At 44.4% G+C, this 14,960-nt stretch carries 20 protein-coding genes and 2 tRNA genes; 16 read left to right on the forward strand and 6 right to left on the reverse strand.

Annotated elements, in window-relative coordinates; translation table 11 throughout:
* Positions 1-51 precede the first annotated feature (51 nt).
* The 5 genes from ACY652_RS00950 (at position 52) to ACY652_RS00970 (ending at position 1,625) form a co-directional block, all read left to right on the forward strand.
* Positions 52-540 (forward strand): regulatory protein RecX, encoded by a 489-nt coding sequence (locus tag ACY652_RS00950; RefSeq protein WP_462266051.1) that lies wholly within the window; start codon positions 52-54, stop codon positions 538-540.
* A gap of 107 nt (positions 541-647) precedes the next feature.
* A tRNA-Gly gene (locus ACY652_RS00955) sits at positions 648-723 on the forward strand.
* A gap of 58 nt (positions 724-781) precedes the next feature.
* Positions 782-866, forward strand: a tRNA-Leu gene (locus ACY652_RS00960).
* A 117-nt stretch (positions 867-983) separates the two neighbouring features.
* The gene (locus tag ACY652_RS00965; RefSeq protein ID WP_462266052.1) at positions 984-1,151 is read left to right on the forward strand and encodes a hypothetical protein; all 168 of its coding nucleotides are present in this window, start codon (positions 984-986) and stop codon (positions 1,149-1,151) included.
* Positions 1,152-1,625: a hypothetical protein gene (locus ACY652_RS00970; RefSeq protein WP_462266053.1), complete on the forward strand. Its 474-nt coding sequence runs from the start codon at positions 1,152-1,154 to the stop codon at positions 1,623-1,625.
* 128 nt (positions 1,626-1,753) lie between these two features.
* On the opposite strand, the gene ACY652_RS00975 is transcribed toward ACY652_RS00970, so the two are convergent.
* The 3 genes from ACY652_RS00975 to ACY652_RS00985 form a co-directional block, all read right to left on the reverse strand.
* Positions 1,754-2,518 carry a DUF4262 domain-containing protein gene (locus ACY652_RS00975; protein WP_462266054.1) on the reverse strand — a complete coding sequence of 255 codons (765 nt, stop codon included), beginning with the start codon at positions 2,516-2,518 and terminating at the stop codon, positions 1,754-1,756.
* 232 nt (positions 2,519-2,750) lie between these two features.
* Positions 2,751-3,152 (reverse strand): hypothetical protein, encoded by a 402-nt coding sequence (locus tag ACY652_RS00980; protein ID WP_462266055.1) that lies wholly within the window; start codon positions 3,150-3,152, stop codon positions 2,751-2,753.
* Between the two features lie 157 nt (positions 3,153-3,309).
* Positions 3,310-4,002 carry a S24 family peptidase gene (locus ACY652_RS00985; protein ID WP_462266056.1) on the reverse strand — a complete coding sequence of 231 codons (693 nt, stop codon included), beginning with the start codon at positions 4,000-4,002 and terminating at the stop codon, positions 3,310-3,312.
* Between the two features lie 472 nt (positions 4,003-4,474).
* On the opposite strand from ACY652_RS00985, the gene ACY652_RS00990 reads away from it, so the two are divergent.
* Both ACY652_RS00990 and ACY652_RS00995 read left to right on the forward strand, forming a co-directional pair.
* On the forward strand, positions 4,475-4,897 hold the full coding sequence (locus ACY652_RS00990) for a hypothetical protein (protein WP_462266057.1): 423 nt from the start codon (positions 4,475-4,477) through the stop codon (positions 4,895-4,897).
* Positions 4,898-4,992: 95 nt separating this feature from the next.
* On the forward strand, positions 4,993-5,604 hold the full coding sequence (locus tag ACY652_RS00995) for a hypothetical protein (RefSeq protein ID WP_462266058.1): 612 nt from the start codon (positions 4,993-4,995) through the stop codon (positions 5,602-5,604).
* Between the two features lie 20 nt (positions 5,605-5,624).
* Here ACY652_RS00995 and ACY652_RS01000 read toward each other — a convergent pair whose 3' ends face one another.
* The 3 genes from ACY652_RS01000 to ACY652_RS01010 form a co-directional block, all read right to left on the reverse strand.
* Positions 5,625-7,475 (reverse strand): PAS domain-containing protein, encoded by a 1,851-nt coding sequence (locus ACY652_RS01000; protein WP_462266059.1) that lies wholly within the window; start codon positions 7,473-7,475, stop codon positions 5,625-5,627.
* A gap of 114 nt (positions 7,476-7,589) precedes the next feature.
* Positions 7,590-7,934, reverse strand: coding sequence for a hypothetical protein (locus tag ACY652_RS01005; protein WP_462266060.1), 345 nt, complete (start codon positions 7,932-7,934; stop codon positions 7,590-7,592).
* A 91-nt stretch (positions 7,935-8,025) separates the two neighbouring features.
* A complete protein-coding gene (locus tag ACY652_RS01010; RefSeq protein ID WP_462266061.1) occupies positions 8,026-8,802 on the reverse strand; it encodes a DUF3108 domain-containing protein in 777 nt (258 codons plus the stop codon).
* A gap of 190 nt (positions 8,803-8,992) precedes the next feature.
* On the opposite strand from ACY652_RS01010, the gene ACY652_RS01015 reads away from it, so the two are divergent.
* The 9 genes from ACY652_RS01015 (at position 8,993) to ACY652_RS01055 (ending at position 14,900) form a co-directional block, all read left to right on the forward strand.
* A complete protein-coding gene (locus tag ACY652_RS01015; protein WP_462266062.1) occupies positions 8,993-9,472 on the forward strand; it encodes a terminase small subunit in 480 nt (159 codons plus the stop codon).
* Positions 9,473-9,475: 3 nt separating this feature from the next.
* On the forward strand, positions 9,476-10,705 hold the full coding sequence (locus tag ACY652_RS01020; protein WP_462266063.1) for a PBSX family phage terminase large subunit: 1,230 nt from the start codon (positions 9,476-9,478) through the stop codon (positions 10,703-10,705).
* 118 nt (positions 10,706-10,823) lie between these two features.
* Positions 10,824-11,477 (forward strand): hypothetical protein, encoded by a 654-nt coding sequence (locus ACY652_RS01025; protein ID WP_462266064.1) that lies wholly within the window; start codon positions 10,824-10,826, stop codon positions 11,475-11,477.
* Positions 11,447-11,668, forward strand: a complete 222-nt coding sequence (locus ACY652_RS01030) for a hypothetical protein (RefSeq protein ID WP_462266065.1) — start codon at positions 11,447-11,449, stop codon at positions 11,666-11,668. The genes ACY652_RS01025 and ACY652_RS01030 overlap by 31 nt, the downstream gene beginning before the upstream one ends.
* A gap of 72 nt (positions 11,669-11,740) precedes the next feature.
* Entirely contained in the window at positions 11,741-11,905 is a 165-nt protein-coding gene (locus tag ACY652_RS01035; RefSeq protein WP_462266066.1) for a hypothetical protein, read from the forward strand.
* A 138-nt stretch (positions 11,906-12,043) separates the two neighbouring features.
* Positions 12,044-12,799 (forward strand): hypothetical protein, encoded by a 756-nt coding sequence (locus ACY652_RS01040; RefSeq protein ID WP_462266067.1) that lies wholly within the window; start codon positions 12,044-12,046, stop codon positions 12,797-12,799.
* Between the two features lie 117 nt (positions 12,800-12,916).
* Positions 12,917-13,783, forward strand: coding sequence for a hypothetical protein (locus ACY652_RS01045; RefSeq protein ID WP_462266068.1), 867 nt, complete (start codon positions 12,917-12,919; stop codon positions 13,781-13,783).
* Between the two features lie 248 nt (positions 13,784-14,031).
* Complete coding sequence (locus ACY652_RS01050) at positions 14,032-14,262, forward strand: hypothetical protein (RefSeq protein ID WP_462266069.1); 231 nt, start codon at positions 14,032-14,034, stop codon at positions 14,260-14,262.
* The gene (locus tag ACY652_RS01055) at positions 14,232-14,900 is read left to right on the forward strand and encodes a hypothetical protein (protein WP_462266070.1); all 669 of its coding nucleotides are present in this window, start codon (positions 14,232-14,234) and stop codon (positions 14,898-14,900) included. Before ACY652_RS01050 ends, ACY652_RS01055 begins: the two co-directional genes overlap by 31 nt.
* The last annotated feature ends 60 nt before the right edge of the window (positions 14,901-14,960 follow it).

The following is a 14,960-nucleotide window of genomic DNA, read 5'->3' on the forward strand; positions in this document are numbered from 1 at the left end:
ACGAATTTGGCTATTATTTTGAGAAAAGCGCAGTTTTGCGTATATTTAATAATGGATGAAGAGGTTAAACCGAAACGAATAACCGACCCTGCACGGGCACAGGCCAAAGCCGAACACTACTGCGCCTACCAGGAGCGCTCTCAGCAGGAGGTACGCAGCAAACTGTATGAGTGGGGCGTATACCCCTCGGTAACAGAGCAGATCATCACCCGGCTGATTGGCGATAACTTTTTGAATGAGGAACGTTTTGCCAAAGCGTATGCCCTGGGAAAATTTAACCAGAACCACTGGGGCCGTATTAAGATAAAGCAGGGGCTGAAGCTGAAGCGGGTTTCGGATAAACTCATTAACAAGGCGCTGCAAAGCCTTGACGGTGATAAGTACATGGAAGTACTGGAGCAGATGTTGGTAAAGAAAGCGGACAAAATCATTGAGCGTGAGCCTTACAAACGCCGGTACAAGCTACAGCAATACGCCATGAGCCGCGGCTTTGAAAACGATTTGATTAATGAAGTTTTGAAAGACAAGCAGTTAGCCTGACCCTGCATATTTTTTGAAAAAATAATTTGCAGAAACAGATTTCCGCTCTATATTTGCATCACCAAAACGGAACGGGGCAGCTGGAAGGCCGAACCGGAACGTAAAATGCGAAAGTAGCTCAGTTGGTAGAGCACGACCTTGCCAAGGTCGGGGTCGCGAGTTCGAATCTCGTCTTTCGCTCCACAATCCCTTCTCTGCTTTAGTAAAGAAGGGATTTGTTTTTAAATGGTTACCCACACCGGCTCAGATGGTGGAACTGGTAGACACGCAGGACTTAAAATCCTGTTCCCGTTAAAGGAGTGCGGGTTCGATTCCCGCTCTGAGTACAAAAGCCCCTTTTAGGGGCTTTGTTGTTTAATAATTATTTATAAAATCATTACCTGCTTATGTTTTGTAAGCAGCCTGCTTTTCATTAAATTTGATAATGAAGTAATGCAGTAAATATGACAGAGCCAAAGCACACACTCACCGAAGCGGAGCTGGAACAGCTGAAAGCAGGACTTAAGCGCAGCCACAAAGAACGCTTCGAGATGGCAACCCGGCTGTATAAAATACAGATGGCCATGAAAAAGGCCGTAATTACCCATCAACCGTTTATCAGTAAGCCGTAAGTGGATATTTTTGACGAAGAAATACTATTTTTCTGGAAGGCTTTGCAGGAGCAGCGGGTTGAATATATTATGGTGGGCGGTTTTGCCACCAACCTGCACGGCTATCAGCGGTTTACAGGCGATATAGACATCTGGCTGAAAGATACTCTGCTAAACCGGCAGTGCCTGCGCCAGGCTTTCATCAACTGCCAGATGGGTGATTATCCAATGATTGAACACATGCAGTTTGTGCCCGGCTGGACGGAGTTCCACCTCAACAATGGATTAAGTTTAGATATACTGACTGAAATGAAAGGGCTTGAGAACTATACTTTTGATGAATGCAGGCAAATGGCATCGGTTGCCGCCATTGATGAAGGACAAATACCCTTCCTGCATATTAACCAGCTGATTGCCAATAAAAAGGTGGTTAACCGGCCTAAAGATCAATTGGACGTAATAGCACTTGAGCAGCTTATTAAATTGAAGGATTAAAGCTCAAGTGGTTTTTACCTCAAAAAGTGATGTTAAATTTTGGCTTATGCGATGAGTGAAATTTCAGCTTAAAATATCTTTTACAACAAGCAGCTAATCATACTAACCGTTGTTAAATATATAAAATCTTACTCAATACTATCATCCCTTATGTCTTCTGCGTATTGCCACTCATCATCCTTATTACTTCGCCAGGCATGCCACCCGTATTGCAAGTGGTAAATATCATTTATGGACGGATCAAGCCTTGTAATTTCTTCCAGGCATACCAGTTTTGCATCGGCTAAATCAGGCTCTAAACTGGCATGAAACTGCCAGTCTCCGTCTTCATTGTGATAAACATACAGTATGGGTTCACCCTCAAACGCCTGCCTGGTCGTATACACACCTGCATTTCTTTCTTCATAAAATTTAAAATCGGTGCTTCTGTCCAAAAGCGGCTGTTTAAAAAGCCATTCGGGATTGAAACTTTCATCCCAGGGAAAGTTATTTTGCTTGTCGGGCCAAACGAGTTGCAAAGCCGGAAAATCAAAACTTGTGTTATAAAACCAACCGGCATAACCTAAGTAATCAGGATAAAAAGCTTTGTCAACTTCGAGAAGTTGTATGTCATAACCTTCCAGAAAGCCACTGTATAATTGATTAGCTGATAACACCTCACCGCTCTTTATTAAATCACAAGCGTGGTTGATGATACCTGCCATTACCTGTGTTTTCAAGCCAAAGCAAATAATTTCGGGATGCTTATATTTTTTAAACAGCCCAATGGAATACACAAAGCCCGGCAAATAATTATCCGGCTCAATTAACGTAAGGTGGCATCCAAATTTTTCTATATCCGAGATAATGAGCTGTTTGGCTTCTGCATCATGCCGGGTATGCTGATCTTCCATAAATACATGAATTTAATTTTTTTGTCCGGGTGGATCTTGATCGCTTAAAGAAGTTTTAATCTTGGCTTCGCCTAAAAATCAGAACTTAATCTTATCTCTGTTACAAAAATATTTGGCAGTTTGTACAATGCACGTTCCCTCGTTATAATATCCTTTATAAATTGAGGTGTAGGTTGTATCTCCTTTGGCAGATATATTTCTCATAATTGGTAATCCGTCGCCATACCTGATTTTATAAAACACTGTTCGAGTGGTTACATTTTGGACAGATTACTTTTCCAAGTATACTTTTCTTAATTTTCACCGGAATTGAAAATGCAACATCGACGGTATCGTTTACAGGATTTGTTACAGATCCCAAATAAAGCGTATCTAATGTTATACCCTGGCAAAAAACATCAAATGTTTTTTGAGGCTCGTTCTTTAAGCTTACCATGAAGTAGTGATTTTTGCCTACGCTGGTTGTAATTAAAGGCAGATTACTACTTTTAAGAATGATTGATAAGCCTTCAACCTGAACCAAATTTTCACCTGCTGATTCTATTATATGACCCCTGATAATGGTTCGGTCTCTTTTCAATTTGAAACCGGTAAAGCATAATCCTAATATTAATAGCAAGATAAATTTATTCATGAAAACAAAATACTGGATGAAGTTGGTTGGTTATTTACGAATATATTAAATAAAATCTCGCCACGTGATTTCTACCGAAGGGAGAAATCTTCTGCCGCAGACCAGCCGCCTGAAGAAGATTTCTCCCTTCGGTAGATATGACAGAAATAATTTATGGTTAATGATTATGCTTCTTATGTATATCCTTCACCAAACACAGCTTTTTGATTTCTGATATTTTGATAGTGAAGGGCGAATATTTCAATTTGCCGTCTATCATCTCGGTGGTATTGTCGCTGTGGGCAATCACCTCATCGGGCTTATCGCCGGCCAGCAGGCGCTTATACATGCGGTAGTCGCCCCATTCAATATAATAGACCTCACCGGGCAAGATCTTTTTATCGTGGATGATCTTAAGGGCTACCCAACAGCCGTTTTCCAGGTAAGGGTACATGGAGTGGCCCCAAACCGGCAACGCAAAATCACAATCTTCAATACCCGGAAAATTCATGTGCCCTACCGGCCGGGTATCATTAATATCGTTATACACTTCTACGCCAGAGGCGGTGGCCGTTACCTCGTACATGGGTATGCCAGCAAAATTGCGCACAGGCACATTTATCTGTACCGCTGCCTTGCTTTCCAGAAATCCCTGATAACGGTGCTTAAATGTCTGTAATTTGTCAGGATCAATGTTCTGGCGGCTTTTAATGATTTCGGTAATTGAACTGGGCGAATTAAAGCCCAGCACTTCTGCCAGTTCGCTATTGCTGCTAAATGCCCTGCCTTTCAGTTGATTATACAGAATAATAAACTCCAGTGTTTCGGGCCTGACGTGCTTGATCTTTGAGATGCGGGGGCGGGTTTCCATAGGTTAACGATATTGTGGAAAAGTAACAGTTGAATATTTTACAGAAATTTCTTTATTTTGCTCTGTAATAATTCAAAGAAATACATTATATTTGATTTAACCAAATTTATTAAACCTGCCTGCTTTAAATTATCGGGCACCGGTTAATGCTAAAACCAAAAATATGTGAAAAATAAATTAAGCTAACCCATACAATCACTTACACTCAATCAACTTAATTATGCATATCGCCTACATTCATCCGTCAGTAATTATTGGCAGCAGCCGTGTATTGCCCAGGCAAAACCGGCATCGTTTACGTCGCCGGGCGTACCTCACGGTCTGTAAAAAATACGAACATGAGATCCGTGCGATACAACAATATCAACCCGGCTGGGTGCCAAAATTTTAGCCGGTTACCTTTTTCGTATACATCTCTGTCCCGGCTCGTACTGAGCAGCAATCACCTTTTTTATTAATACCTCAACACATTATGTTTAAATTATCACCACAAACCAAGCAAGACCTTTGGTGGCTCATTATTTCGGTTGACTACCATTACCACCGTATTGCCATTGCCGATTATGAGTTTACCGGCACACATTTAACCTTATGGCTTGAAGATAAGCAGGACTATAAAAACTCGCTGGATGAGTGCCTGGAACTACATATTTCCCTGCGAAATTTTGCCGCCCTGATCAGAACAGAAAAACTGAATACTTATGAAGCCACTTGTATGCACCCGGACAAGCAGTTCTTACATGCTGCGACCATTGAAATTAACAAGCCGCTGAAATGGTACCAGCAGGATGCCACTGCTGTTGAGCAGCGATGGGCACGGGAAGCAGCGCTCAAGGCTGTACTCACACAATTAATTGAAAATGAGCTATCACTTCAATATAATTATGCCATATAGCATATTATTCATATTTATAACATTTGCAGATCAAATATTTTAACTGGTTAATGCATAATTTATTTATACATTTACTGTTTTATGAACTGTAGAAAATGACAACACCTGGTTTCAATTTTGATCATGTTAAGAACTGCTTTGAGCATTCCAATATCTTTTTCCTGGTATGCATCAATCCCGATGGGCAGTATATTTACCTGAACGAGTGCTTTGCGTCGCGGTATCGTACCATCTTCGGCACGGTAACGGGCAAGCCGGCCATCAACACTATCCATCCTGATGATTTTGAACCGCTTGCCGCAGCCGCTATGGAGTGCCGCAGCAAACCCGGCAATTTTTATTCTGTTACCCTGCGTAAAAAAGACGGGCACGAAGGCTACTACGTAACCCAATGGGATTTAAGGCTGGACGAAACCACCCAGAACATTGTGGCTATGGGGTTTGATATCAGCGAGTTTCAAAACAAACAGGCGCATATTGAAATGTTAAATTCCACCATGCGCGATATTGCCAGCGTACAATCGCACATGGTGCGCCGCCCCTTCGCTAATGTGCTGGCGCTGGTAAATTTGCTTAACATTGATGCCAGTGACCACGAAAACTACACAGTATTACAGCACCTGAAACTGAGCTGTAAAGAATTAGATGAAGAGTTTAGCCGCTTTACCATTACACTTCCGCTTCCGGCAGATGATGCAAAGCATTAACTGATTACTAAAACACCTTACTATTTTACGGGTAACGAGAAACAGAAGGTAGAGCCATTGCCTACTACAGAATCGGCCCATATTTTGCCGCCCGAGCGCTGAATGATGGTGGAGGAAATGTACAGGCCCAGGCCCAGGCCCTTAAACTTCTTTTCGGAAGATCCGGTTACCCGGTAAAACTGATCAAAAACGCGCTGCAAGTGTCTTCGCTCGATGCCGATGCCAAAATCCTTTACCCAAAGCTCTGCAAAACCCGAATTAACGGAGGTATTTATAATTACAGTGTCGGCATCGGGCGAATATTTAATGGCATTTGATATAAAGTTGATGATCACCTGCCTTATACGCTCCTTATCGCCAAATACCTGGCCATGAAAGTTAAGGTTGCAGATGAGATCATGCTTATGGGTGGTGCGCTGCATTTCTTCCGCAGTATCTGCCACCATAGCATTAAAATCAAAGTATTCTTCGTTAAACTGCAGCGTACCGGCCTGTAGCTTGGTTATATCCAGCAAATCGCCAATCAGGGTAACCAGGCGGCCCACCTGGCCCTGCAGCTTGAACAGCATATCGGCCATTTTAAAGTTGCCTTCCTTACGCAGCATCAGCTCGGCTACCTGCGCCAGGCCCTTTATACTGGTTACCGGCGTTTTCAGCTCGTGGCTGGCCATCGCAATAAAGTCGTTCTGCTGGGCTATCTGCTCCTTTTGGTCGGTAATGTCAATAATAACGCCCGACATGTGCTCAGTTTTGCCGTTACTGTCCTGATACTGCTTTCCGGTTGCCCTTAGCCAAACCGTCCGGTTATCATGTACGCGCTGTATAGGAAAATCAATTTTAAAATCTTCGTTGTTTTTAAAGGCAGCGTTCATGGCAGCCCACACCTTATCGCGGTAGTCAGGAGCAATCTGGTCAAGGGCGGCATTGTCTGGCATTTCCTCGTAGGCATAATAGCCGTAAAGCTCTTTAAACCGGCCCGAAGGTATCAGCACCCTGCTTTCTGAGTGGAATGTCCAGGTGCCCAGCTCGGCAGAGTCTATGGCCAGCTTAAACTGCTCGGTAGCCAGGTTTACACTGTTGCGGTTTTCTACCTTATCTGTAATATCTATGGCCGTTAGCAATATTGCAGTTACTTTGCCGTCGCTATCGGTAAACGGCGTGTAGGCAAGGCTGAGCACATATTTTTGCGGCCCTGTAGCTGTATGCACATATACAGTTGCCTCCGCATTATGGTAAGCCTGCCCGGTAGCCATTACCTGCTTTAACAGCTGCGGATAATCTTGCTGATAAGGATTGGTAAATACTTCAAAAAAGGGTTTGTGAAACACCTCACCGGCTGTTTTCTGCCACATTTGCAGCAGCGGCTCATTGGCCATCTCTATCACCATATCTTCGCCTGTAAGCAGGCCGATGGCTACCGGTATCTCATTTACTACGCGCTGCAGGCGTTCGTCGTGCTGTTGTAAGGCATGGCGGCTGTTAACTTCGGCAGTTACATCCTTGGCGGTATGCAAAATGCACCATACGGCGCCTTCGGCATTTTTAAGCGGCTCATACTTAAAGTCGAAGTAGTAGGTGCTTAATTGATGATCAACCAGTAATCTGGCGGCAACGCCTTTGGCCTGGTAGGTTTCACCGCTATGCCATACACCCTGCAATAAGTTTATAAATTGCTGCTCCTGCAATTCGGGTACGGCTGTGGCCAGCGGCAGGCCGATGATGCTTTTATCGCGCCCCCAGAAGCCGAGCATGGCCTCGTTGGCAAAACGGATCACAATATCATCACCGCTGTATATTGCCGTTGCTGCCGGGCTAAGGGCAATAATATCGAGCAACTGTGTATCAGTAAAAGCGTGATCAGAATACAGCATCCGTTTCGGTTAAAAGCGGGTAAAGATACCGCAATTAATTATAACGCGAAGTAAAAGTTTAAGCCGCCTGCCGGGTTTAACAGCTTCTAACTTAATTAATATCAGTTATAATATTTATTCTGCTTTGCGTGTTTCTTCCTGCCTGCCGGGCACATCTTCGGTAAGTACCAGTTCTTCCTCCTGTACCTCCTCCTGGATACTGGTGGCATAATTAAGCTTGCGGAAACGCCAGATGGCAAAGGCAGGTTCCTGGTAACGGTTAATCAGCTTAAAAAATTTGGGGAAGTTATGCACTTCCTCCAGCAGTACGCCGGTTACAATGCCGTTGTTATCTAATATCTCACGCAGGGTATATTCCTTGTCTTTAGTAATCCATATTTCAAAATCCCGGCGTATCTCCTCCGCCTTATCCGGATCGATACGGTCATTGATGCATACTACTTTGTCTCCTGGCCTCATATGGTAGTGTTAAGTGGAGTGCAAAGTTTGCAAATATATTCAGGTTACCCAAAATTAAACAGGAGGTATATTAGCACCTTCGACCAGATGATTACCTGGCCGCAAAGGCCTTCACCACATCAGGCGCCAGGCCGGGCAGCTTTACTTTGTATCGATAGCGCCCTCCGCCTAAATTGTCTTCCTCCTTCAGCAGCTCATGGCCGCGCTTGCTGATCCAGAAAGTTTGGGTATAGGTTGTTCCTTTGTACTGCCCTTTCTTTTGCAGCAGCCAGCAGCCGGTTTTCTGGTTGTCTAGGGTGGTAAGCACTTCGCTGCCAATCACGCTAAGCGTTTCATACTCCGGCGGCGTAAGGCCGGCATCGTAAAAGCTGATGGCAAAGGTTTTACCGGCCGCCAGCGGCAGCATCTCGAAGGTTTCAATATCCAGGTTCCAGTTAAAAGTAGGCTGCGTAAACTTAAGGCTGAAGTTCTTTTGCTGGTTGCCTGCTACGGTGTCTGCACTTTCAATACGGTCGGCATACCAGTTGTAGGCCTTGGTTTTGCTGCCGATGGTTTCAGTATGGTATAGGGGTAGAAAATCATCCTGCCGTTGCACCGAATAAATATAACGGTAGCCAGCGGTATCGCCCGAATACCAATGCTGTGTAATTTCGAACACCGGCTTACCATTACGGATAGTTTTAGTTACGTTACGCATCCACAAGGAATGCCTGAGCATTTTAGGACTATGGGCATCCTGAAAATAAACCAGGTACTGTTTTAAGCCGGTAGTTAAATAACGGGGGTGCAGCTTATGATTGCCGGGCCTGATGGTATCTGCTGCCTGGGCGCTTACCCGGGTTGAAAAAAGTAAAACAGCAACAGCCATACTTAAAAATAACTTACATTTCATGTTTGAGGTTTTGTTTTGGATTACCGTACGTCCCTGATGTTACACCTATGAATAAATAATACGCTCACCCCCCGCCTCCCTGAATGCTAAAATAATTTGCATTTGTCAAAATTTATACCTACATTTATCTCATGCTTATGCCAATAAGCATATTATACATATCATCATGAAAACCCAATCCTTTAAATTCCAAGACGGAAAAGGGCTGGCTGCCTGTATCAAAAACTACTTTACTTATATCGAAGGCGTATATCGCCTGGAAACCGTGCCGGTTAAAGCCTCATTAAAAACAGTAACCGAAGAAACTACGGAACAAAAGGTATGGGAGCGCCCGCCCGAACCGCCTACCCTGAGCGGCTTGGCCCACTTTTTAGGTTTTGAAAGCCGGAAGGCGTTTGAAGCGCACGCAGCAAGAAGTAAATATACTAGGTTGCTCCGCCGGGCACGCTTAAAAATAGAAGCTGAGTATGAAAAGAAACTGCACTACCAATCCTCCACCGGGGCCATCTTCGCCCTGAAAAACATGGGCTGGCTGGAAAAAGCAACAGCTCATGACACTGCTACGGTCATGACTGTTACAGTTAACGATGCCGGCCCTGTTCCCGCTTCAAAAGAGCAGGAAGTAAACTTAGAACCACCTGCTTAAACAATGCACCAACCACATACCATCCTTCGTACCTCTGTGTTGTTCAGGTACAATTATTACAGCCAGGCGCAGGTGGTGGTTAACCAGGGCGGCACCAGTTCGGGTAAAACGTATGCAATCTTGCAGGTGCTGTTTTGCTTTGCGGTGGAGCAGCCCAAGCAGGTAATTACTGTTGCCGGGCAGGACATACCCAACCTGAAGGCCGGGGCCTTGCGCGATGCGCAGTACATCTTCGATCAGCAGCCCGCCTTGCAGCAGTGCATAAGAAGTATTAACAAAACCGACCGCCTGTTTGAGTTTACAAACGGCTCCGTAATTGAATTTAAGAGCTACACCGACTGGCAGGATGCCAAATCGGGCAAGCGCGACTATTTATTTATGAACGAAGCCAACGGTATTAATTACAGCATTTATACCGAGCTGGCCCTGCGCACCCGTAAGCGCGTTTTTATTGATTACAACCCCAATGCCGCCTTTTGGGTGCACGATAAGGTGCTGGGGCAGCCGGGTACACAGCTCATTATTTCCGACCACCGGCACAATCCTTTTTTGGAGCCTGAGGTACACCAGAAAATTGAGGCCATGCGCCTGCACGACGAGGAAAGCTGGAAGGTATACGCCCGCGGCCTCACCGGTAAAATTTCCGGACTGGTACTGAGCAACTGGGTACTCTGCGATGATATACCACCTGATGCTACCCTGCTGGCCTGCGGACTGGATTTCGGTTTCACCAACGACCCCTCGGGCTGCCTGCAGGTATACCGGCAAAACGGCGAACTGTGGCTGCACGAAGTATTGTACGAAACCCTGCTCACCAACCCCGACCTGTCGCACCGGCTCCAGGCGGCCGGCATCAGCAAGAATACGCTGATGGTGGCCGACAGCGCCGAACCTAAATCCATTGAGGAACTGCAGCGCATGGGCTGGAACATTACAGGCGCAGCCAAGCCGCCGGGCAGCATCAACCACTCCATTGATATACTGAAACGCTACCGCCTCCATGTAACCCGCAGCAGCGTGAACCTGCGGCGCGAACTGAGCCGTTACACCTGGCGCACCGACCCCTCGGGCCGCAGCCTGAACCAGCCGGTTGACCACAGTAACCACCTGATAGACCCGCTGCGCTACGTAGCCCTGATGCGCCTGGGCACACAACCCTCGCGCGAGCGTAAATCGCGCCTGCCGCACCGGGTGCAGTTTGAGCAGCACCCGGATGTAAGCGGGATGCTTTAAACCGCACCCCTCCCAACCCTCCCCGAAGGGGAGGGCTTCGATTAGCATATTGATTTGCAAAGTATTAAAGCCCTCCCCTTCGGGGAGGGTTGGGAGGGGTGTTTTTACCTTTAAATCTATGATCCATAAAACCCTGAAAACTACCACCGGCAAACTGCCGGTAAGCATCCCTACCCTATTGAGCGAATTAAAACTGGGGCAACTGATGGCCTTGCAGGCAGCAGAGCAGCTGAGCGATCTGGAGGCTATTCATATCCTCTCCGGCCAGCCGCTGGAAGCCTTGCAGCAGGTGCGCAATTTTGATGAACTGCAGGTGTTTAACCAGCAGGTACTGCAATTAGCCCAGCAGATTACCCACCTGTACAACAGCGACCGCCTGCCCGAAACGGTTACCTTCACCATCAGCCAAAAGCCGGTAAAGGTGAGAGTAAAACGCAACCTCTCGGTAGAGCCGGCGGGGGCATTTATGGCCGCCCGTGAGGTGATTGCCGGGGAAATTAAACGCCACATACAGCAGCATGGCGAGGCCGGCTGGCAGCAGCATTTTAATCCCTCATTAAAAGCCTGCAGCCAGGTGCTGGCGCAGTACTTTTATGTGCCTGTTAGCGGCCAAGCTTACAACGAGTACGAAGCTGAAGCTTTTACCGCACAAATCGAACAGTTGCCGGTTACCGAAGCCCTGCCCATAGCCAAGTATTTTTTTTTGCGCTATCCGAACTTATCGAAACCGAGAACCGGCTTTTGGGCACGGCTCCTGCAGCGCTGGAGGTAAGGGCGGGCATCCGGGCGTTTGAGCCGTTTAAGTACATCAATACGGTAAATGCGCTGGCCGGGGGCGATGTTACCCGCTGGGCTGCGGTGCTGGCCCTTCCCTACGAGCGGGTGCTCACCAAGCTGCTGCTCAACAAAACCGAGGCCGAGTACCAGCGGCGGTACATGGAGTTGCAGGCAAATCAAAAGTAGGCAAACTATATATACTGCTGCCTTGCCAACGCCTACCTGCGCTCGGGCGAGGCGGTGGTGGTATCCGAGGCCATGGCCAACCCTTGGGCGCGCAACCTGGTGAGCGCCATCAATGTGATGCACGGCGGGCGCGATTTTTCGGTAGACAACCCCGGCCGGGGCTATGCCATAGGCGGCATCTTTACCGAAGTTAAGATGTATTTGCAGCAATTTTTTGGCACTCAAAGTTTGGAGTAATAGATGCAAATTATTATGTTTACCAATAATATTAGCAACTTAAACATGAAAAAAATATCATTGATTATTGCTTCAATTACATGTATTGTATGGAATACCCGCGCTCAAATAAATAACAATTGCATCTTACCCTACCGGATGCTTAGTGAAACAACCGGAGAGAAGTATCTGGTACTTTCACACGGTGATACAAACGATGAATATACCGGATTCAAAAGAACAGATCATCCTAATAAAAAGCTATTTAACCATGATCTTTGTGGAAAGATACTGACTGTAGTTAGTGAAAGTTATAACACATATTCTTTTGTTGATTCGGATAATTATACTTATACATATGAGAACTATGGAGGCGGAGATATATATTTTCTTTTAAATATCACCGATGTTGATAACACGAAAAAATTATTTCTCAATAAATCATTGTGGATTAATGATAATAAAGTGCTAAAACCCTATAATAAACTCAGTAAAATCTTACCCGCGCGTTTTGAGCGGGTTACTGTAATAAATATACTACCCAGTGATTATCATGGAACTCCTGTAAAGTTTATCGTTAAAACGGCCAAGGGCGATACCAGCGAATGTAGTTTAAACGTTAGCGACACCAACAGGGGTGACAGCATGTTCAATGATGGTGATGACTATAGATTTGGCAGTGTGTTTTTCGATAAAGACCCCAAGCTTACCTACCATCTATCTCCGGCTGCCTGGGCAGCCGTGAGGGCTAAGAAGATTTACATAGGCATGCCCGGCGATGCCCTGCGGCTGGTGAAAGGCGCACCCGATAAGATTAACCGCACTACTACCGGCTATGCCATATCGGAGCAGTGGGTATACGGTTATAGCTATTATTATTTCAGGAATGATAAACTCACTACTATTCAGGATTAGTTCTCAATAATGCAAATTTTATAAGTAAGCATTCATCTATAGTGATTTGCGAACCATTTTTCATAAATTTAGTTTATAAATAAGTTTTATATCTATTCAAATTATCAGCATTTAAACATGAAAAGAATACTACTAATTCTTATTACCATTGTAAATATCACATACAATGCTTACGCCCAAACGGAGGAGATCAGGACTGACTGTATACTTGCATTTCGTTCATTAGAACAAACAGTTGGAGAAAAGTACATGGTAATAAATAGAGATCCTTCTACTGCATACTATGATATCATACGAGCCGACCAGCCTAATAGGGAATTGTTCAACAAAGATATTGCAGGTAAAATACTCACGTTAAATAAATTAATTAATGAGCCGGGTAAGAATATCGGTTATTTTACGGATGAACAGGGTATTAAATATGAAGTAGATATTTACTTAGCTCAAGAGTTCACAACTTTGATGAATGTTTCAGATTTAGAAAACAGTAAAAAGTTATTTACAGGTAAGGCATTGTGGGTGAATGACAACAAGGTGCTATATCCTTATAACAAAACAAATAAAATTTTGCCGGTACGTTTTGAGCGGGTTACTGTAATAAATATACTACCCAGTGATTATCATGGAACCCCCGTACAATTTATCATTAAAACGGCCAAGGGCGATACCAGCGAATGTAGTTTAAGTGTTAGTGACACCAATACCTCTTATTCCATATACCATGCTACTAATGACGATATTTTTGGAAAAGTATTTTTTACTAAAGATCCCAAGCTTACTTACCACCTGTCTCCGGCTGCCTGGGCAGCGGTGAAGGCTAAGAAGATTTACCTGGGCATGCCCGGCGATGCCCTGCGACTAGTGAAAGGCGTGCCCGATAAGATTAACCGCACTACCACAGCCTATGCCATATCAGAGCAGTGGGTATATGGTTATAGTTACTATTACTTTAAAAACAATAAGCTAACTACTATTCAGGATTAGCCGAGCGGCTAATTTTTCTAATAAACTATGCCAATCAACATAAAAAACATTATTTATGCCTAACGAAAATATAAATATTGATATCAAAATTAACGCTGATAGCTTAAAGCAGTTACCCCTGTTCATCGAAGTTTGCAACTTCGATGCGCTATGTAGGCAGCTTTGCTAAACGTGGTTTACAGTTAAGTTTGCAACTTTATCCACTAAGTTTTATATTTAACCGTATATGTAAGCAACATAAACAGATCATGAAAAAAATATTTATTACACTCATTTCGGTTTTTGCAGCGTTAGCTGGCTTTAGCCAATCAACTGATAATGCTTACGGGCCAGTTAAAACTAAAGAACTTAAAGAAACGATTGGCCAAAATTATGTAGTTATCGCATTAGATAAACAAGATGCGAAAAGAGGCTATACAACCATAAAAATATTAAACAAAACCAACCATTGCCGGCAACAGAAAAGGGCAAACATTTGATATTAAAAAATATTGATAATGAGCATCATGCTTTGTTTGCAGATAGTGTAGGTAACGAATACAGAGTACATGTGTATAAAGACAGTGGTAACCAAATGCTTGACATGATGTTACTCAGCGACTTCTTAGAAGCTAAAAAGTTATTCTTAAACAAAACACTATGGTTGAATGATAATGAAATTTGGGGATCTGATCGCTTAGACGAGTCGATAGTTGATAACGAAGTTAAAAATGTACGTTTTGAGCCAGTTACTGTACAGGACATATATTTCAATTCTATTGTTGATGAACCTCTTATTTTTATAGTAAAAACACTCAAAGGCCAAATTGGGTATGTAGCAACCAGTGTAAGTGGTACAAACACCAAAAAGTTACCAGACGATTTATTTTACACCCACTTTTACGACAAATATCCTAAAACGCTCTACCACTTTACCCCAGCCATGTGGCAGATAATCAAAGGCGGCGGGCTACCCGTAAAAGGTATGCCCATGGATGCCTTCATTCTGATGATGGGCCGCCCTGCCAAAATTAACAGCAGTGATTTGGGCACAAAAGTGCGTACCCAGTTGGTGTACGGCGATACTAACCCCTCTTATTATTACTTCGAAGGCAACAAGTACGTAGGCAGAAATTGATCTTTTTCAAGGATATACGTTTTTGTATATCCTTCCCAACTTAATATGCCACAAGGCATT

Origin of the sequence: Mucilaginibacter sp. (assembly GCF_965200995.1) — a bacterium.
Classification (GTDB): Bacteria; Bacteroidota; Bacteroidia; order Sphingobacteriales; family Sphingobacteriaceae; genus Mucilaginibacter.